The sequence below is a fragment of the Sessilibacter sp. MAH1 genome (assembly GCF_054658315.1).
The window spans coordinates 284,087-304,627 of the sequence record NZ_BAAGIC010000001.1 but is presented as its reverse complement, the minus strand read 5'-3'; the positions used below and the strand labels follow the sequence as shown (position 1 = coordinate 304,627).

General features: G+C 44.0%; 15 protein-coding genes. 9 read left to right on the top strand and 6 right to left on the bottom strand.

Annotated features, from left to right (window positions below; all coding sequences use genetic code 11):
- Nucleotides 1–137: 137 nt before the first annotated feature.
- Nucleotides 138–2,546: a bifunctional acetate--CoA ligase family protein/GNAT family N-acetyltransferase gene (locus ACYQ28_RS01255; RefSeq protein WP_460047490.1), complete on the bottom strand. Its 2,409-nt coding sequence runs from the start codon at nucleotides 2,544–2,546 to the stop codon at nucleotides 138–140.
- A gap of 320 nt (nucleotides 2,547–2,866) precedes the next feature.
- On the opposite strand from ACYQ28_RS01255, the gene ACYQ28_RS01250 reads away from it, so the two are divergent.
- Nucleotides 2,867–3,790: a histone deacetylase family protein gene (locus ACYQ28_RS01250; protein WP_460047488.1), complete on the top strand. Its 924-nt coding sequence runs from the start codon at nucleotides 2,867–2,869 to the stop codon at nucleotides 3,788–3,790.
- Nucleotides 3,791–4,018: 228 nt separating this feature from the next.
- Here the strand turns inward: ACYQ28_RS01250 and ACYQ28_RS01245 are convergent, their stop codons facing one another.
- Nucleotides 4,019–4,495 carry a hypothetical protein gene (locus tag ACYQ28_RS01245; RefSeq protein ID WP_460047487.1) on the bottom strand — a complete coding sequence of 159 codons (477 nt, stop codon included), beginning with the start codon at nucleotides 4,493–4,495 and terminating at the stop codon, nucleotides 4,019–4,021.
- 149 nt (nucleotides 4,496–4,644) lie between these two features.
- Here ACYQ28_RS01245 and ACYQ28_RS01240 point away from each other — a divergent pair, with 149 nt between their 5' ends.
- Nucleotides 4,645–5,106, top strand: a complete 462-nt coding sequence (locus tag ACYQ28_RS01240) for an EVE domain-containing protein (RefSeq protein ID WP_460047486.1) — start codon at nucleotides 4,645–4,647, stop codon at nucleotides 5,104–5,106.
- A gap of 202 nt (nucleotides 5,107–5,308) precedes the next feature.
- Here the strand turns inward: ACYQ28_RS01240 and ACYQ28_RS01235 are convergent, their stop codons facing one another.
- Nucleotides 5,309–6,202 carry a LysR family transcriptional regulator gene (locus ACYQ28_RS01235; RefSeq protein ID WP_460047485.1) on the bottom strand — a complete coding sequence of 298 codons (894 nt, stop codon included), beginning with the start codon at nucleotides 6,200–6,202 and terminating at the stop codon, nucleotides 5,309–5,311.
- A 99-nt stretch (nucleotides 6,203–6,301) separates the two neighbouring features.
- Between ACYQ28_RS01235 and ACYQ28_RS01230 the strand changes: the two genes are divergently transcribed.
- From ACYQ28_RS01230 to ACYQ28_RS01210, 5 genes are all read left to right on the top strand, one after another.
- Nucleotides 6,302–6,934, top strand: a complete 633-nt coding sequence (locus ACYQ28_RS01230) for a pyridoxamine 5'-phosphate oxidase family protein (protein ID WP_460047484.1) — start codon at nucleotides 6,302–6,304, stop codon at nucleotides 6,932–6,934.
- A 253-nt stretch (nucleotides 6,935–7,187) separates the two neighbouring features.
- Nucleotides 7,188–7,583, top strand: a complete 396-nt coding sequence (locus tag ACYQ28_RS01225) for a VOC family protein (RefSeq protein ID WP_460047482.1) — start codon at nucleotides 7,188–7,190, stop codon at nucleotides 7,581–7,583.
- A gap of 507 nt (nucleotides 7,584–8,090) precedes the next feature.
- On the top strand, nucleotides 8,091–9,467 hold the full coding sequence (locus ACYQ28_RS01220) for a DASH family cryptochrome (protein ID WP_460047480.1): 1,377 nt from the start codon (nucleotides 8,091–8,093) through the stop codon (nucleotides 9,465–9,467).
- A 125-nt stretch (nucleotides 9,468–9,592) separates the two neighbouring features.
- Nucleotides 9,593–10,906, top strand: a complete 1,314-nt coding sequence (locus tag ACYQ28_RS01215) for a putative DNA modification/repair radical SAM protein (RefSeq protein ID WP_460047479.1) — start codon at nucleotides 9,593–9,595, stop codon at nucleotides 10,904–10,906.
- A 62-nt stretch (nucleotides 10,907–10,968) separates the two neighbouring features.
- Nucleotides 10,969–11,859, top strand: coding sequence for a TIGR03915 family putative DNA repair protein (locus tag ACYQ28_RS01210; RefSeq protein ID WP_460047478.1), 891 nt, complete (start codon nucleotides 10,969–10,971; stop codon nucleotides 11,857–11,859).
- 145 nt (nucleotides 11,860–12,004) lie between these two features.
- Here ACYQ28_RS01210 and ACYQ28_RS01205 read toward each other — a convergent pair whose 3' ends face one another.
- The 3 genes from ACYQ28_RS01205 to ACYQ28_RS01195 all read right to left on the bottom strand — a co-directional run bounded on the left by ACYQ28_RS01205 (nucleotide 12,005) and on the right by ACYQ28_RS01195 (nucleotide 17,987).
- On the bottom strand, nucleotides 12,005–12,853 hold the full coding sequence (locus tag ACYQ28_RS01205; RefSeq protein ID WP_460047477.1) for a glycosyltransferase family 2 protein: 849 nt from the start codon (nucleotides 12,851–12,853) through the stop codon (nucleotides 12,005–12,007).
- 366 nt (nucleotides 12,854–13,219) lie between these two features.
- Nucleotides 13,220–15,181: a tetratricopeptide repeat-containing sulfotransferase family protein gene (locus ACYQ28_RS01200; protein ID WP_460047476.1), complete on the bottom strand. Its 1,962-nt coding sequence runs from the start codon at nucleotides 15,179–15,181 to the stop codon at nucleotides 13,220–13,222.
- A gap of 202 nt (nucleotides 15,182–15,383) precedes the next feature.
- On the bottom strand, nucleotides 15,384–17,987 hold the full coding sequence (locus ACYQ28_RS01195) for a TonB-dependent receptor (RefSeq protein ID WP_460047475.1): 2,604 nt from the start codon (nucleotides 17,985–17,987) through the stop codon (nucleotides 15,384–15,386).
- Nucleotides 17,988–18,323: 336 nt separating this feature from the next.
- Here ACYQ28_RS01195 and ACYQ28_RS01190 point away from each other — a divergent pair, with 336 nt between their 5' ends.
- A complete protein-coding gene (locus tag ACYQ28_RS01190) occupies nucleotides 18,324–19,883 on the top strand; it encodes a BCCT family transporter (RefSeq protein ID WP_460047474.1) in 1,560 nt (519 codons plus the stop codon).
- Nucleotides 19,884–19,946: 63 nt separating this feature from the next.
- The gene (locus tag ACYQ28_RS01185; protein WP_460047473.1) at nucleotides 19,947–20,435 is read left to right on the top strand and encodes a MarR family winged helix-turn-helix transcriptional regulator; all 489 of its coding nucleotides are present in this window, start codon (nucleotides 19,947–19,949) and stop codon (nucleotides 20,433–20,435) included.
- Nucleotides 20,436–20,541 lie beyond the last annotated feature (106 nt).

The window sequence follows — 20,541 nt, the reverse complement described above, 5'->3', positions numbered from 1 at the left end:
TCCGATTAGAGCAAAGTTCCTGGCAGCAAGAAATTGTGCCGACAATTTCAACAACAGTAAGTCAATGAAAAGTCAATGAAATGCAGATGAGCTAATCTCAGAATTCAACTGCGCTGACTCACTGTTTTAAGGAATAATCAATGGCTCAATTTTTGTTTTGCTTCGGCAATTAATTTTGGGGTTAGAGTAATTTCGGCAATAACCAAGGTCATATCGTCGGGATTCATGCGAATTCTAAAACCTAATTTACGGCAAAAATTAATCATGTGTTTGTTTTCGGCCAATACCGTACCTTCCATTAAACTAATGCCGTTGTCTGCCGCTACTAAAAATAGCTTGCGCATTAAATAGGCCGCCAAACCGAAGCCTTGATATTTATCACCCACAACAACAGCAAACTCGCAACTGTGTCCGTCGAAATTATCGCTGTATCTTGCCGCCCCCAATTCGACAATTTTATCGTCCTCTTCCATTACGGCGAGTAATTCCATTTCTCGATCGTAATCGATGTGACAAAAACGCGTAAGCATTCTGGGGGTAAGTTCAGAAAAATTCGCAATAAAGCGAAAATATCGGCTTTCGTGAGAAAGGTTGCGAACAAAATCCGCCATAATTGTTGCGTCTTCCGGACGAACCGGGCGAATCGTTGCGCAGCGACCATCATGAAATTTATATTCGCTGACCCACTGACGAGGATACGGCTGAATCGCCAAGTGATCATAGCGGCGCTTTTCTACCGATAATCCTAAATCGGCTTTTACTCCAGCGTATACCCGCGCATCGGGCAATAAATGTACATCCGAAAATTCAAGACCGACAATTTCCGGCAATTCACAGACAAGCGTTGATAAATTTAAAATAAAGTTTTCAAGACCAAAGGATTTCCAACCCGGTAATAACTGGTTAATAAGGTCACGCACTAACACGATATTCAATGGTGGTAAGGCGACTACTTCTAAATGTTTTTGCCATTGACCTTTGCTGCCCAACGCCAAACCAATGGTCGGACCAAACACGGGATCACGAAATACTCTTACATTTAACGGAGTTTCAAAATCAGTGCTAGGATCATGCTGGCTGGTAACCGGTAAATTAAACTGATTAAACACCGGTTTTAATTCTTTAAAACCCACTTTATCAATGTTGTCGTAAAGAATTTGTTTCAAATATTTACGAGCTTGTTCAACATCAATATTAAGACTTAATGCGTGTGATTCTGGTGACTGTTTTGCCAAGCGCTGATTACGCTGAAATTGCACCAAAAATTGATAGCCTTCGATGGCGGTTTCGGGTGTTCTAAAGGTAGGAATACCGGCTTCGGTTAATCGAGTTCGAGCTCTTACCATGTTACCGCCGCCAAGCAAACACACCATTACCGGTTTATTTTGCTTGTTATGCAGTGCCAATACTTGCTCATGCAGTGAAGCAATATCAATTAATGCTGTTGGGCTTAACATTAATAATATCGCACCACAGCTACGGTCGGCCAAGGCTGCATCGGCGAGCTCAACAAACATCGCCGATGCACAACTGCCCCACACAGTCGTCACAGGGCCAATCGAGCCCATGTCGGCGACAATTGCGCTCAGTTTATTCCTGAGCTCGTCTTCAGGATCTAGTAGCGCAACGTTAAGTTCTTCGGCGCGCTGGGCAGCCAGTGCTCCAGGACCGGCACCATTACCAATGATCAACAACGAGCCTTCTTTGATGCGTCGCGCATTCGACATAACCGAAGCCGCCGCAACCAAATCGTTAAGACGTCGCCCGCGCACCGCACCGGTTCGACTTAGCGCGGCGTCTAATACTCGTTCATCGGCGCCAATGGCGTGTTCGGCCACAACCGCCACGGGTTTTGTACGACTCGCAGAGCGAAGACTGCTGAGAAAGTGCGTGGTTTGTCCAATTTTTTGCAAATACATCAAAATGGCGCGGCTTTCAAAATCCATCGACAAGCAATCAAGCGCTTGCCACGGCATGATATCCACAGGCGCACCAAGCGCGATGACCTGAGAAAATCCAATGCCCTGCCAGGTTGCCCAATCGACTAAAGCACTAGCAATGGTGCCCGACTGCGACATAAACGCCAATCGCCCAGGTAATGGATTGACCGAACCTAGCCAAGCAAATACACCGCGCTTAGGACGGCAAATACCAAAACTGCTTGGCCCTAATAAACGGACGCCGTTTTCACGAAGCGCGTTGCGAATGGTCTCGGGCTCAGCATCGGTCCAAGTCAACATAAGCAGCGACTTAAGATGCGCTCTTGAGCAGTCAGCAATGGTTTTCTCTAAACTTTCATTAGACTTGCCCGCCAAGATCACCAAATCAACGTGGGTCTTTAACTGAGCTAAGCTTTCATAATGGGTGAATGTCGAAATATCAATGTCGATTTCTGGTTTAACGCCGATCAACGTCACCGGGCAACAATTCGGTGCCGAACGCATAGCACGTAACAAAGCCAGCATAATGGGATGCGTGGCATCTTCGCCGGTTAACACCGCGACCGAGGTCGGGGCAAAAACAGGCTGTAGTGCATGTTGGGCCATGAAGGCTCTCCAAATAATAAATCCTGTGGGTTGGGAATTCAGCCCACCATAAAATCTCGACTTTAGTCGGATTTTTAATATAGGACCCTAATTTACCTCAAATTAGACCTTGGTAGGATAGGCTTTTAGCTCCTGTTTGTGGCTTGATCTACAGCAAAAGAAAAATGCCTGCTAGAGCTAGTCTGAAGTCAAAGAAGGTCGTCGAATTTTCAGACACACACCTCACTCAAATAATTATAAATTCAGCCGCTGTCACCATGCTCCAACATGAATGACAAAGCTCTAGCGGCTTGGCGTAAGTTAGACAACGGGAGCTTTCGATGACTACAGCGTACATCACCCACGACCTTTGCGAAAAACACGACATGGGCGAAGATCACCCAGAAGCACCCCAGCGCTTGGGGTCCATCCAGAATCGTTTGATCTCCGGACAAGTATTGGATTTTTTACGTTGGACAGATGCGTTACCGGCAACGCGCGAACAACTCGTTGCCACCCACGATCCGGTTTATGTGGATTCTATTTTTGAACGCGCGCCTCTTCGCGATCGAATTGAGCTTGACGACGAAACCTTGATGATGCCGCATACCCTAGATGCAGCGTTATTAGCGGCGGGCTCGGTTGTGCAAGCCGTTGATATGGTCATGGCCAAAAGCGTAAAAAACGCGTTCTGTTGTGTGCGGCCGCCGGGTCACCACGCCGAATACGATCGCGCCATGGGTTTTTGCTTGTTTAATAATATTGCCGTGGGCACGCGCCACGCCATAAACCAATACGGTCTAAAGCGTATTGCCATTGTTGATTTTGATGTTCACCACGGTAATGGTACTGAGAACATATTTCGAGAAGAGCCGAAGGTTTTATACGCCTCCAGTTATCAGCATCCCTACTATCCGTTTGCCGATCCCGGCGCTTCTCACGACAATATCATTCACATGCCTTTGGCTGCTGGTACAGGCAGCCAAGAATTTAGAGAGATTTATATTGAACAACTTTTACCGCAGCTTGAAAAATTCAAGCCGCAGTTAATCATGGTCTCGGCCGGATTCGATGCTCACCGCCAAGATCCCATGGCACAAATTCGCTTGCAAGATAACGACTACGGCTGGGTTACCGAAGTGTTAATGGATATTGCCGATCGCCACTGTGACGGCCGATTAATATCGGTTTTAGAAGGCGGTTACGAGCTAGACGCGCTCGGTCGAGCAGCTTTTGCGCACGTAAAAACATTAATGCGATTATAAAAAATGAAAGGAAGCTCTGATTACTTCAAAAATACGTTAATCAGAGCTTTCTAGAAATTATTAGATCTTGGTTTCGGATAACAAGTGCAATAAAACCCTTAATTTCTCATATTATTTGTGAATTAACTTAGAAGTCATGAGTTAATTTTAAAAACCACGAGTTAATTTAAAAGTCATGACTTAATTTAAAAGACATAAATTAAGTCATGGTATTAATTAATACTATCGTTACTTAATTAATTCTTGAATACCCAGTTCGCTGCATTCTTTAAAAGTCGTAAACGTATTATTCGTCAAATAATGTGTATAGCTGAACTCATTGTCGGCTAACGTCTGAACATTATAGGCATCGTAGAAAGTGTGATCGTCTGTGTTTGCGGGTTTTGGAACACCCTCTTCAATATACCCTAAAACTACGGTGAAATAGATAGGGTACTGGATACCCCACATACCGTATTCGGCCCATTGTGTATTTACACCATCCTTTGATGTAGTGTTAAACAAAATCACGTAACTACCATCGCGATACCGCTCGATGGTCCAAGATTGAGCGCTGCCATCATCAAAGGTTTTTTCGCCACACCAAACGCCCATCAGAAGATCGCGAAGTTGTTTAGCTTCCAACGGGACATCTGCTTTGGTGCCAACAATGTGTTCACAGCCAGACAAAAACAAACCTAATACTAACAAAATAAGAATACGCATTAACATTTCATCAAAATAAGAAAAATCACCAACCCTAAATAAATAGAGCCGAATTTAAATACAAAATCGCTAAGTTATCTCTAGACGAACCAAACGCGCTCAATAATAATCAAAGCATCTGTAGATTTTTGTATAAATAGAGAAAAATCATGAATTATTGGTTATTTAAATCCGAACCCGACGAATACAGCATCGATACGCTTGCGAATGAAAAAAACGGTTTTGGTCGTTGGGACGGAATTAGAAATTACCAAGCGCGCAATTTAATTCGCGATAAGATAGCCGAAGACGATATGGTGTTTTTTTACCACAGCAGCTGTAAGGTTCCGGGTGTGGCAGGAATCGCCAAGGTAGTAAAACCCGCCTATCCTGATCCCGCGCAATTTAATCCAGACAGCAAATATTACGATCCAAAATCTAGCCAAGATAATGTTCGCTGGTTTTGCGTGGATTTAGCGTTTGTTGAAAAATTCAAATCGGTGGTTAGTTTGCAAACACTCAAATCGATCCCGTCACTTGATCACATGGTGTTGTTAAAACAGGGCAGGCTCTCGGTACAACCGGTCACCAAAGAAGAATGGCAAACAATAGTCGCTGCTGCCAAGCAGTAAAAGAAAACGCCGATAAAAGATAACAGCAAAAACAGCAAGCGCTTGAGATTATAAAGACATTAGCAATCGCGTTGTTAATGTCTGCCCTCTGATAACTTCTTTCTTCTGATAGTCTCTGCCCTCTGATTAAGCCATGAATGAGTTAATCAGAGGTTTCTAGAATTAAACAGCATTGCAACAACAAAAGATTTGCATTGATTTATTATTTAAGTCGTTCTCGCACGCGCTCTACTAATAAATCCACAAAGCCGCGCACTTTCGCGCTGGGATTTCTGCCTTCGCGATGTAAAACGTTCACGGGCCATTTCGGTAAAGCAAATTCTTGCAGTAGTGGCACCAGCTGGCCACTCTCAAGGCTGTCTGCAACTTGATAAGATAAAACCCTAGCAATACCAAAACCGCTTTCTGCGGCATCAATTGCACACTGATTTTGATTCACCACCAATTGCGCTGAACAGCGAACCACAGTTTCTCGACCGGAGACCAGATAACGCCAAGTGTCTTGGCTGCCAGAAGTTCGCGTTTGTATCAATTGATGTTCACGCAGCTGCTCGGGAAACTCCGGAGCCCCGGCGCGCGCTATATATTCTGGCGAAGCGCAGGTGACAATGCCGACTTCACCCAAACTCACCGAATGCAAGCTTGAATCGGGTAAACTGCCGACACGAATACCAACATCAATATCTTCCTCCATTAGATTAACGATTCGATCTAAAAATAATGTCGAAATCTCAACCTTTGGATTGGTAGTCAAGTACTCGGTAATCACCGGTAAAATGTATTGGCGACCAAACATAACCGGCGCAGTTACGGCCATCGACCCAGCGGCTTCACCGACAATGCCATTGACTGCATCCTCAGCGACCTTGATTTCACTGATGATGCGTTTACAGTCAACAAAGTAGCGTTCGCCGGCATCGGTTAAACGCACGTGACGAGTGGTTCGTTGAAAGAGCTGAACACCTAACTGTTCTTCTAACGCGGATATAGCCCGGGTAGCAGCAGGAGGTGACATAGCGAGGTTTCGCGCGGCCTTCGCAAAACTACCGACTTCAGCGATAGCGACAAAAACCTGCATAGCGTGCAACTTATCCATTATTGCTTTTTTTGTAATAATTAATTTATAAAGATTTTATTCTTATGATATACGAAATAATTTAAAGTGCACCTATCAATATATACCGGTAGAAAACTTATGCCTAACAAGTACGCAGAGATATTCTTCACGGAGACGGTGCAATCACTTCAGCGAGAACGCGGAAGCCACCACATCTACGGCCCACAATTAAAAGGTGCCGACACCCATTTCGCATTAACGTTAAACGAGCAAAATTTCATTGAAGCTCGCGATAGTTTTTACCTTGCCAGCATAACGGAAGATAGCTGGCCATATGTACAGCATCGCGGCGGACCGCCTGGTTTTCTTAAAATATTAAATGAAAGAACCTTAGGTTTTGCTGATTTTAGTGGCAACATGCAATTTATGAGCGCTGCGAACTTTAAAAACAGCAACCGCGTAATGATGTTTTTAATGGATTATGTGAATAGACGGCGTTTAAAAATTGCAGGCTTGGTGACCGTTATCGATAATAACGATCCACGATTTGCACAGCTTGACTTAGGAAACTACCGAGCAACGCCGGAACGCGGAATTATTATTGAGGTACAAGGCTTCGATTGGAATTGTCCGCAACATATTACCCAAAGATTTGATAAACCCACGGTAGATCGTGCGGTCGAACAAATGCTAGCAACAATTGACGATTTAAAAAAACAAGTGGCTGATTTAACAGAGCAACTGAACCAAACAAATCAGCCAAAAAATTAATACAAGAAACTCTGATTAATCTGGAGTTTTCAGTGACGCAGGGATGTGTTGCCAATTTCAAGAACGGTAAGTGATTGAAATTGTGAAGAAATCGGAAATCATATTCCAATTTCTGTCCTCTGATTAAATCAGGGATGCGTTAACCAGAGATTCCTACAATAATAAAAACACTGAGTTTTAAGAAAGCTTACTTAAAACTCAATATTATAAATTGTGAACATAAAATCCACTCAAAAATCCTTTAGGAGTATTTATGTCAACGCTTGCGATTCACCATCTCGGATTGGCAGTTAAAAATTTACCCGAAACTCAAGCTTTTTTTATCGACTGTCTCGGCTGGGAAGTCGCTGGGGAAGTTCCTGATTATCCAGCAGTATTTGTCACCAATGGCGAAGCATTTTTAACGCTTTGGCAAACCAACGAAGGCGCCACCGAATTTGATCGCCGAGCCAATATTGGACTTCACCACTTTGCACTGCGTGTCAGCACAGAAGCCGCACTGGATGAATTATTTTCTAAAGTAAGTAATCACCCCGGTGTTAAAGTTGAGTTCGCACCAGAGCCGTTAAACGGCTGGCCAGCCAAACATTTTATGATTTACGAACCCGGCGGTATTCGCATGGAATTTATCTATAAAGCCGATGCTTAGTAATTATTCTTTCGTTTTCTTCATTTGAAATCCCCTCGTAGCCCACAGCATTTGAATCTTTTCGTGGGCTACCTTTTTCTCACTATCGAGGAATAATTGCATAAGCACCTATTCCGCCTACGCCTCTTACGTGTTCCTCGTACTCGTTCCATTTATTCTTTCTACCGACATCTGCTGTTCATACCTCCATAAGCCGAAACTAATCTCAGCCTGCTTATCGCGAGAAAATTCGACCAACCTCGGATATATCGCCAAAAACACCTGCGAATTCGCGCAAATGTCTAACATCAACTCGCCTAACATCAACTCACCTAACATCAACTCACCTAACATCAACTCACCTAAGATCAACACATCTAAGATCAACACATCTAAGCCGTGTTTTATTGCGTATCAATAACTTGGTATCCAATAAAAGCTTCTTTTTTCAAGAAGTATCTAGTTATCGAGAAAACACAGATCTAGGCACATAAAGCTAAGTAATTGATAAAAAACGCGGCAAACACCATGTATAAAACCGGAATCGTCTGGCTCAGCAATGATTTAAGACTCACAGACAACAAACTGCTTGCCGATGCCAGTCGTGACTGCGAATCCCTACTGGTTGTTTATATTCGCGAAAGTGCTTCTTTAAAGCCCAATCGCTATGGATTTCGGTCTTTGGGTAAGCTGCGCCGAAAATTTATCGATGAATGCCTAAGTGACTTAAACAGAAATCTAACCTCGCTGGGCAGCGAGCTGTTTTTGATGGAAGGCTCCACCTTAACCTACTTGCAAACACTCATTGGCCAATATCGGCCCGATGTATTTTACTGCGCGACGCAAAGTGGTTTTTACGAAAACGACATCGTTCAATTTATACGGCGCAGCTACCCAGAACTGAGATTAGTAGAGTCTGCTCACACCGCGTTACTTGACCAAACTCAGCTGCCTTTTTTACTGGCAGATATTCCCAAATCATTTACGCAATTTCGCAAAAAAGTAGAACCCATTATTTTAGATTCAGAATTTATTGACACTCTAAAAAACAACACACCGAGTTCTTTGCCAAAACAACCACAAAAAGCAACACTTTTTGCGGGTAATACCGTCCCTTTTAGTGCAGATTTGTCGTTTTTGAACGATGCCAGTAAAACAGAGCCAGCCATTATTTTCGGCGGTGAAACTCACGCCCAACAGTATTTAAAACATTATTTCTCGAATAATTACGCGAGCACCTACAAGCAAACACGCAACAAATTAGACGGTATTTATCATTCAACAAAATTCTCGCCCTGGTTGTCGCAGGGCTGTATGTCGCCCAAACAAATACTCAAAACGCTTGTAACTTTTGAACAAAATCACGGCGCTAACGAATCCACCTATTGGATTAAGTTTGAATTGCTGTGGCGAGAATATTTTTTCTGGTTAGCCAAGGTTTTAGGTAAATCCTTGTATTTACGCGGCGGCTATCGCCATAAAAATCCATTGAAAAGCTTTTATCCACAGCGGTTAAAATCTTGGTGCAGCGGCACCACACCCTACCCGCTGGTGAATGCCTGCATGACCGAACTCAATACAACCGGTTATTTATCCAACCGTGGCCGCCAAATTGTCGCCAGCTGTTTGGTAAACGAATTCGATGTGGATTGGCGATATGGTGCAGCCTACTTTGAGCAACAGCTAATCGACTACGACGTGGCCAGCAACTGGGGAAATTGGCAATACATCGCCGGTGTGGGTGTTGATCCTCGCGGTGGGCGTCATTTTGATATTGATAAACAACAACGTTTATACGATCCAGAAAATCGCTATTGCGAGCGTTGGCTGGGCGAACACGGCAGCAAATACTCAAACTCAGCCATCACCGATTACGTCGATGCCGCGGACTGGCCGCTGGAATAAAGTGGTTCGTCTTCAATCGCCTGTAGTAGCTTCTGCGTTAACTGCGATTTTGAGAATCACGGTTGCTAGACGATCGCGATAAATACTGTATATTTATACACACCTAAGTTTTTCGTTACTCAAACATGAAACAGCCACAATCACAATCACATCAACAACCTTATCAAAAGCTACAGCATAAGTTGGCCATACTGGCCGATGCCGCCAAATACGATGCTTCCTGCGCGAGCAGCGGCTCGATTAAGCGCGACTCCAGCAATGGCATCGGTATTGGCTCCACCAGCGGCGGTATGGGTATTTGCCACAGTTACACGCCAGACGGACGATGTGTTTCGCTATTAAAAATATTGCTAACCAATTTTTGTATTTACGACTGCCAATACTGCGTTAACCGGCTCTCTAGTGCCGTTGAGCGAGCGCGTTTTCAGGTTGATGAAGTGGTCAAGCTCACCCTCGATTTTTATAAACGCAATTATATTGAAGGGTTATTTTTAAGCTCGGGAATTATTCAATCGTCCGACTACACCATGGAACAGTTAGTTTCTGTGGCCAAAGACCTGCGCGAAAAACACGATTTTCGTGGTTATATTCATTTAAAAACCATTCCAGAGGCAAGTCCGGAACTCTTACAGCAAGCCGGTTTATACGCCGATCGTTTAAGCATAAATATTGAATTACCGTCTAAAGCTGCCTTGTCTAACCTAGCACCGGAAAAAAATCCTCAAACCATTCATCAATCCATGGCACAACTTAAAGAACATATTGATGAATCGAAAGAATATCGCGCTAAAAAATCCGACATTATCATCAGTGATGCCAAATCCAGAAAATCTAAATACATTTATTCACCGGCCGGCCAAAGCACACAAATGATTGTCGGCGCCGACGATTCAGTGGATACAAAAATTTTAACGCTCTCGAATCATCTGTATAAACGTTACGACATGCGCCGCGTGTATTATTCGGCGTTCAGCCCAATTCCATTTGCTTCAAAAAATTTACCCACAAAATCTCCGCCGTTGATGAGAGAACATCGGCTTTACCAAGCCGATTGGTTATTGCGGTTTTACGGTTTCGATTTAAACGATATTCACTCGGCGGCAGCGCCCACACACGGAATGTTGGATTTAGATATTGATCCCAAATTAGCTTGGGCCATAGCGAACCGCGATGTTTTTCCAATTAATGTCAATAAAGCACCTAAAGAGCTGTTATTAAGAATTCCGGGTGTGGGTGTTCGCGGCGTCGAAAAGATTATTCAGGCACGACAATTTAAGGCATTACGGTTGGATGATTTGAAAAAATTGCGAATTTCGATAAAAAAGGTCGCGCATTTTGTTGAAACCGCAGACCCAAATACAGAGCTAAAACATTTAGACTCGGTTTTACTAAAACAATTATTTATCGACTCAAAAACCGAACAGCTGGCTCTATTTTAACCGACTGTATTTATCATCATTTTAAACGATTATAATTATCACCACTTTAAACAACTACAATCATGCACGTTATCACCGTAAATGCTAGCGAGTTTGCACAGTGGCGCAATGTTAGCCGTGAACTGTTAAAACGAGACATTTCACCCGAATATATTGTTTGGCAAGATCCAACGTTAACACAGTCGAGTTTGGATTTATTTCAAGACGCCTCAAATTCTCACGAAAGAAATAACAATAATTTTGAAACTGATTTATCTAACATTCCGGTAACAACGCCCAAACCAAGCATATCAGCAGAAACCTTAGAGGCTATAGAGCTTGCCTCTTGCTACAGAGACGATACACGTTGGGCGTTATTTTATGCCATTGTTTGGCGAGTTATGCACGAAGATAAACAACTGTTAGAAAATATCACCGATAACCAAATAATGCGTTTAAACCATATGCAAAAATCGGTGGGTCGTGACATTCATAAAATGCACGCGTTTGTGCGTTTCCAAAAAATATCCGACTCAGACCATTATGTTGCTTGGTTCGAACCTGAACATCTGATTTTAAAAAAAACCAGCAGTTTCTTTAAAAACCGATTTAAAAACATGACGTGGTCGATACTGACACCCGACGGAGGAATGCATTGGGACCAGCAATCGCTGTTTTATACAGAACCCAGTAGTGAAAGGCCTGTTATTAACGATGAATTGGAATCCCTGTGGCTGGAGTATTACAAGAATATCTTCAATCCAGCGCGTTTAAAATTAAAAGCCATGCAAAGCGAAATGCCCAAAAAATACTGGAAAAACTTGCCAGAAGCACCCTTAATCAAGTCTTTATCAAGAGAATCGGCGGCTCGCGCCGAAGCGATGATTGAAAAAAATAATCAGTCAATCAGTGATAAAAAACTTGGTAAGCAAATGGCTAGCATACAAAAGAAATTTCCAACAAAAACGGATTAATATTTTTTGTTAAACAATCAGAGAGGTTTTATTCAGAGGTGTTTTGTTATGAAAAACTCTCAATGAATGAAGGTTTCCCATAACCTAATCTACGAAATCCGGTTTAGCCAATCCAATCTACGCGACCCGATCTACGCGACTCGGTCTACGCGACCCGATCAAAACCCTTAGGGGTGCGATCTTCGTTGCGGCAGTCTCGTCCACTTAAGTACTCTTTTAAACCATTCAAGCGAGCTTTGAATTTAATACGTGCTTGTTTTTTTAGGCTGAAATACGCTTTAAAGCGATACCGAGCGAGTAATGATCGCGCTTTTTTTTGTGGATTAGGAAAGTGCTTTTCGAAGTAATACATGCTCGACCAAGCCACATGCCATTGCTTTAAATAATAAATTTTATTGGATGAACCCGAAGACGTGCCTTTGTCGTGTTCGAACAGAATATCCGAATCTAAAAGAATTTTTTCTCCGGCTTTTATAATGCGTAAACAAAGGTCTTTTTCTTCATAGAACATAAAATAGCGTTCATCAAATAAACCAATGCTGTTGAGCTTTTGCATGTTAAAGAGCATGACTGCCCCCAACACGTTAGACACCTCTAAAATACCTTGCTTTTTAAAACTTTTAGCGCCGGTTGCAGGTGCAAACACCGTCCAATCCAGTTCGTTATTTTCACTACGATGATTATAGGCAACCGTAAAAAATTGCGTAATTTCATCAGCGGTCACAATAACATCAGGATTTAACAAGAGTACAAAAGGTGTTTGACAAGCTTTCATGCCGATATTCGCAGCACCGCCATAACCAATATTATAACCAGCATCAATCACGGTTAAATTTGGATAGCTATCTCTTAAATAAGCGGGCGTATTATCGGAGCTGTTGTTATCCACAACAATGATAGGAAACGCCTGACTGCGAATTAAATCCCCCAAACAGCGGTCAATAACCCCACCACTGTTATAGCTAACAAGTACGATACTAAGCTGACTATCCATTTTTATATTTCCGCTACGACAAGCCGCGAGATTCTACACAATTCTTGCCGTAAATAAGACGGCAAGAGTCTGTTTGTAAGCTTATTTATAGTTATACAGACGCTTATATATTCCATCAAGAAATATATAGGAAACTCTGATTAACCAGAGTTTCTCGCGACACAAGGATGTGTCGCCAATTTCAAGAACGGTAAGTGATTGAAATTGTGAAGAAATTGGAAATCGCATTTTCAATTTCTGTCCTCTGATTAAATCATGGATGAGTTAATCAGAGGTTCCTATAGAAAGGATTTTTTATACGCTCAATCCTGAATAGTGGTTCAACAATAAAAATTGTCAAGCAAAACGAGCTATTCACGTAGGCAATTAACGATAATTCAATAACTCTTTAAGCGGTTGCAGAAACGGTTCGTAATGACGCCACTGATCAACACCACTTTTGTAGATAGGCTGACGTACTTGTTCGGAGCTCGCGGTGCGTACGGCGCGTTTATTTTTATAAAAATCCAAACACGATTGCTCAAACTCCAAGCCACAGTAATGTAACAATCTACGAACTTGGTTTTCAAAATCATCCACAACCTCTTCGTAATTCACTTGCAATATTTCACCGGGAAATTGTGCTTGCCAAAACGCCATCAAATCTTCGTAGTCGCGGTAATATTGACCAATGTCTTTTAAGGAATAACTAAACTCTTGTCCTTCGGCAAATAGCTGTTTAAAACCACTAAAGCAACACGCCATTGGTTCTCGGCGCGCGTCAATAATTTTCGCGTTGGGTAAAATGAGTTTGATCAAACCAATATGACGAAAGTTGTTGGGCATTTTATCGATAAAATAGGCTGCGCCCTGCCGGTGAATTTGCGTATCGCGTAAGTATTCTTCACCAAACTCTGTTAACTGTTCCGGCGAGATATGTGTAATCGCGTGTGGATAATGGTTGCCACCGTCACGTGACTCACCGCGGCGAATTCGATGCACCAGCGATAAAATATTGGGTAATTCAAGGGTACCATCAACCTGGCTGTGCGATGCTAAAATCTGTTCAAGCAGTGTAGAGCCAGCTCTAGGCAAGCCAACAATAAAAATGGGATCGGGTTTTAAGCAGCCGTAGCCTTTTCGCGATTGAATAAATTCGTTAGTGAAGACTAATTTTTGCTGCTGAAACTCTTCGGTAATTTGGTCGGCTTGATAGCGACTTTGCAGTTTTTTAAGCGTGTTACCTTGTTCGTAATAATAAAAAGATTTTTCAAAATCTTTATTATCTTCAAACGCTTTGCCTAAAGCGAAATACACGTACACCAATTCAGCAGGCCCTAAATCACCGGATTGTAATTGCTTTAACATTTGATCAATATCATCGCCGGAAAACTGCACGGTTTTTAAATTCGCTAGCGCATACCAAGCTTCACCGTGAGCGGGTTTAACCGCCAAGGCTTGACGATAGGATTCAATGGCCGATTCGGTTCGCCCCCAGGTTTTTAAAGCATGACCTTTAGAGGTTAAGGTAATTGGCTCATTAGGCAGGGTGGTAAGTACCTGATCGAATAAATCGATGGCTTTTTGGTAATCACCGGTTTGCATAAACTCAATGGCGTAAATGGATTGCGCTTGAGGATTATCTGAGAATTTTTCCCACAATGTTTTTGCTTGTTCTAAGGCTTTTGCAAATTTTTGCCGTTTTCTTAAAACCTGAATATAGTCGCGGTGCACCAAAAAATTATCGGGCTCAAAAATAAGTGCGCTTTCTAATAAAAATTCCGCATCGTCGAGCACGCCTAATTGCACGCCCACTTCTGCCAATAAACGCATGGCTTCAACGTGCTTTGGGTATCTTTGCAAAAATTGTCGGCAGAGCTTTTCGGCTTTTAACCATTTACCCTGTGACATTAAATCTAAAACGCCTTGCAAGGCTTTAGGTTGTTGTTGCAAATAATGCAATTGCACCTGTACAGCATTCGCCTGATCAAACCGACTCTGGCTGCGTAATATCTCAATTTGCGCGTTATAGCTGGCGTGTAACGCCGGATTTAATTGACAAGCTTTTGCATAAGCCGACAGTGCTTGATCAAATTGACCGAGTTTTTTAAAGCAATGACCTTCTTCTTGAAACGCTCGCGAATAACCGGGCGAGCGCATTTTTAATTGATGCAATACCTGCAACGCCAAATCTACATTACCTAAATAACGCAAGCACACCGCCCGAAAATACAAACTATCGGGTTCGTCGCCATCACGCGCTATTAAGGTGTCGATAAATTCTATAGCGCCACTAAAGTTTTGCGAGCGCATAAGTTGTTCAAGCGTTTTTTGATCGGTTGGAGTCACAGAATTAAACCAAGAATAAAAATAAATGAGTTTAAAAACAAAAACACCCCTATTAAGGGGTGTTTTGTAAGCACGTGTTAGAATATCGCTTTAGGAAATTCTGATTAATCTTGAAATTGTAAACAAATTGGAAATCGCATTGTCAATTTCTGTCCTTTGATTAAATCGGGGATGAGTTAATCAGAGGTTCCTATAGGTTCCTTTAAAAGTTATAACTTAATCGAACACCACCGGTTCTTGGCCGTGCATAGCTCACGCGCTCGCGGTCGTTAATAAAGTTAACGGCAAGCTCGGCGCGTTCGTCCAACAAGTTATCCACATACAGCTCGGCGGTCCATTTGTCACTGCTTAAACCCGCAGTAAGACCAAACAACACCCAGCTGTCGATTTTTGCGCGGTTAATGGTGATGATGTCACTAAAGGCTTCGTCGGAATACGCCATGTGCGGCATAACATGCGCGGTGTAACCTTGCAGATCCCACTCGTAACGCACTTGAAGATTGGCTTGGAATTCCGGCGCATAGGCCAAAGAATCACCTTCTCTAACATCTTCCGTTGGCGTGAGAACATCGGTCACTTCGGTATCGAGCAACGAAATAGCACCTTTGACCGTTAAACCGTAAACCGCGTAGGGCGCCCAAATAAAATCGGCTTCAAGGCCTAAGATTTCGGCATCGGCGGCGTTATCTGAGAAGAACAAGTTGGTAATGCTTGGATCAAAAATGGTGGTTTGCAGATCGCTAATATCCACGTAGAAGATACTGCCGTTAAAGCGTAATTGCTGATCAAACAAATCGGTCTTCCAGCCGATTTCGGTATTTAAAACCTCGTCGGTATCAAGCGCATAGGGTACCGAGAAGGTGCCAGCAGCATTGGTTGCACCACCCGGACGGTTTAACAAACCGGGGCGGAAACCTTCCGATACGGTTGCGTAAAATAAGGTATTGTCGGTCGGTGTCCAGTTGGCGGTTATCTTAAAGATGGTACCGTCGGTGGAGGCATTACCGGGGGCATTCAGCGCCGCAATAACCGCATCGGGCACGGCAATGTTCGGATCATCGACATCGGCCTGCGTGTAGGTAATTTGCGAATCTGGGTCACAGGTACCACGGAAGGTAATTTGGCCGTCGTTATTGTAGATATCGGAAATATCGGTACCAAATCCGTTGATATCAACATCGCTGCCGAGATTACAGAATGATGAGTTAGCGCTGCCCTCAAAATCCACTTCAATATCGTAGTAACGCGCCCCAAAGGTTAAGGCAAACTGCTCAGAAATATCAAAGGTCACCTCACCAAAGGTACCGAACTGTTCATCGGTACGACGAACATCGTTACGGAAAATAACACCAGCCGGGAACGGCCCTGCATCGGAGGTAAAACCTGTGGTGAACGGGAAGTTATCGGCAAAACCCACCTGACCATTAAAACCCAGCACCTGAGTAGAACCCGGATAGTTAAAGTCGTTACGCTCTTCTAACTCAAGATCGCTGTAGAAAGCACCCACCGTGGCACGTATAGGTTTGCTGGCATCGGTAGAAATGCGAATTTCGTGGGTAATTACTTCGGTGTTGGTTTCGCTATCAACAAACAGATTAGGTGCATAACAGGTTCCGCTCGGTGCGGCACTGCCCGGATAAGATACCGAACCGTCACAGATGTAGTACGGCAAATACTGACCCACAAACAAGTAATCAGAGTAATCGACTAATTGCTCGGTATCACGATCGGTGAAGGCGCCGGTATACACAATTTCTAGCTCGGCAACACGACCGGTAATGGTCCATGCAGTATTGTTGAACTCGTCTTCGAGTTGATCGGGCTGGAAATGCTGAATAGCCGGATCATCGTCACCCAATTCTGGATCGGCAAAGAATACACCGTCAGAATCCAGCTCCTGTTGAGCATGCGAAACTAGAAGATTCCAGTTTTCGTTGATATCAAAAGATGCGCTGATACGACCGCCGGTATAGGTGGTTTCGTTAAAGTTGTCTTCAACCAAGTCGGCATTATCGGCTTCAATAAAATTAACGCCGCTCAAATCGGAACCGGCTTGGAAGCCCGCGCGGGTTGGGCCAACAACGACACCGTTAGCGCGAACCGTATCGGCGCTTCGAAAGCGCGCACTCTCTTCGGCACTTAGGGTTCCGCGTACGTTATCCACATAACCGCCCTGCTCATCACGATACACCACCGCACGCAAAGCAAAACTGTCGCTCACGGCGAGATTACCCATCACTTCAAGATTGTTACTGGGATCGCCACCACTGGTTGCGGCAGCACCAAGTTTTATCTTGCCGTAGGTTTCGCTGTGATCGGGTTTGTTGGTAATTAGGCGCACGGTACCGGCTTGCGAACTGGCACCAAACAAGGTGCCCTGCGGACCAGATAGAACCTCAACGCGGCTCAAATCCGCGGTGTAGACATCAAGATTTCGGCCCGGCTGGCCGAGAGGCTGTTCATCTAGATAAAACGCTACGTTAGGCGCAAGACCGGCAACACCGGCTGTTGTTAGGTTTGGTGTTGTTGAAGCAAGGCCACGAATATAAATGGTGTTTTGACCGGGACCAGAACCACCGGCGGTAATGCCGGGCAGTTGAATAAGGTAATCAGAAAAGTTACTGACACCCAACTGTTCAAGAGACTCTTCGTTAATGGCAGAAACAGCAAGCGGCACATCTTGAGAACTTTCTGAACGCTTGGTAGCGGTAACAATGACTTCTTCAATTTGGGCGTAAGTGATTGAACTGAGTGAACTAAACGGCACAACTGCAACAGCAGCGGCTAATAGTTTTTTATGAAGCATGATTTCCCTTTTAGTGAATGACGAAATGAGTCAGCTAACGCCACGACCCTGGCCCTAGCGATTTCCGTTGTTTAAAAACAGAATAATTATTAGTGCACTAACAATATATATTAAATAATTGATTAGAATTCTAACTATTTTTCAATTATCCACATTATCAAAATTTGCTCAACCCAATAAAAATCACACAACCAACTCCATAATCTCGGACATTTAGCGGTAAAAAATCAAAACCTCACCAAAGATACGAGCCTAGGCGTTCTATTCGAGCTAAAAGCAATTTAATGATAGAATCAAAATACATTAGACATCTAACTATATAATATTTTGAGAATAATGAATAACCATCACTCAAAACCCTATGAAACTGATTACGAAATAGGCCAAGACAACGTAAGGCTTTGGGGAATGGATCTTCACAACCCCGTATTCTTTGTTAGCGCAACCTTGATTCTTATTTTCGTCGCAGCCAGCATCATCGCTCCCACCACAGCGAACGACCTGCTCAACCAAGCAAAGCAATGGAGCATCAACAAATTTGACTGGCTGTTTATGGGCTCGGCGAGTTTTCTGATTTTGTTCTGCATAGCTTTGGCGCTACTGCCTACGGGTAAAATTCGCCTGGGCGGTGACAACGCCAAACCACAGTTTTCGCGAATATCGTGGTTTGCCATGCTGTTTGCCGCAGGAATGGGCATTGGCTTGATGTTTTGGGCAGTAACCGAACCCCTGGCCTACTACACCGGCTGGGGCGGCACACCGCTTGATGTTAAACCCAACTCGCAGGCCTCTGCGGATTTGGCACTTCCGGCAACGCTTTATCATTGGGGTCTACACGCGTGGGCCATCTATGCCGTCGTGGGCTTATCGCTGGCTTTTTTCAGCTTTAACAAAGGCTTACCACTCACCATTCGTTCGGTGTTTTATCCATTACTGGGCGATCGCATTTGGGGATTTTGGGGCCACGTCATCGATGTGTTTGCCGTACTGGCAACCATTTTTGGTCTGGCAACCTCATTGGGCTTTGGCGCCACACAGGCCTCATCGGGACTGCATTTTTTGTTCGGCACACCCGATGAAATCACCACCAGAATCTGCATTATTGTTGGCGTGACCTTTTTCGCCGTGCTTTCTGTGGTACGAGGGTTAGATGGCGGCGTTAAAATCCTAAGTAACATCAATATGGTTCTTGCTGCCATTTTACTGGTGGCCGTCTTCTTAATTGGCCCAACCCTTGAGATCGTTCATAACATCGGCACAAGTACGGTGGGCTACCTAGAAAATATCTTTGCGCTCAGCCAATGGCTAGGTCGCTCTGACGAGGGCTGGATGCAAAGCTGGACGGTATTTTATTGGGCCTGGTGGATTAGCTGGTCACCATTTGTGGGAATGTTCATCGCGCGCATCTCTAAAGGCCGAACCGTTCGAGAATTTATTATCGCAGTATTAGTGATTCCCACTGTGGTTACGCTGGTTTGGATGAACGTATTCGGCGTAAGCGCGTTGAGTCAAGCACAACATGGCGTTGGTGAACTCGCCAACGGCATTGGCAAGGTTAGCTTGGTGCTATTCCAAATGCTCGAAAACCTACCCATGTCGCAGCTGACTTCCGCCACTGCCATTATCTTGGTGCTGGTGTTTTTTGTGACCTCATCCGACTCGGGATCACTGGTTATCGACAGCATTACCGCAGGCGGAAAGCTCGACGCACCGGTGACACAACGTATTTTTTGGGCAACCACCGAAGGTTTAATTGCCGCGGTGTTGATGATTGGCGGCGGCAAAACCGCACTAGGCGCACTTCAGGCCGGTACCATCGCCACCGGACTGCCATTTACTCTAGTACTTATCGCTATGTGTTTTAGTTTATTTAAGGGCATGGTTTCAAAGCCGTAAAATTGATCTTGGCGACTGCAAATTTCTCGTTATAATCCAGCCAAATTAGTTGGCGTGGAATCAATGTCTAACACCGAAGAAGTTCTAATTGCGTTGCGCAGAGTGATTCGCGCAACCGACTTACACTCAAAACACCTCTCTAAAATCTCTGGCCTCACTGCGCCACAAATTTTGTTGATGCGTAGCATCGCCAAAAAAGGCGAGGTCACCATTCGCGAACTGGCCAACGACGTAAGCTTAAGCCAGGCAACAGTGACCACCATTTTAGATCGGTTAGACAAACGCGGACTCACCTATCGCTCCCGCTCCAGCGAAGACAAGCGCAAGGTTCACGCGTACCTAACAGAAGACGGCGAACAAACCTTAAAAGAAGCGCCAACACCGCTACAAGAACAATTTGTTCGTCAATTCAGCAACCTACAAGACTGGGAACAATCCATGATACTGGCGTCACTGCAACGCGTCGCCCAAATGATGGACGCCCAAAATATCGAAGCAGCGCCAGTCTTAGACATAGGCTCACTCGACAGACACGTAAAACCCGAACACTAAATCAAACATTTAACACCTAGCGATAAACCAGCTCCTTTCCAACAAACTTTTCTTACGAAAAACCTCTAGCGACAGATACGTTGCTAGAAACACAACTCTTTTGCAT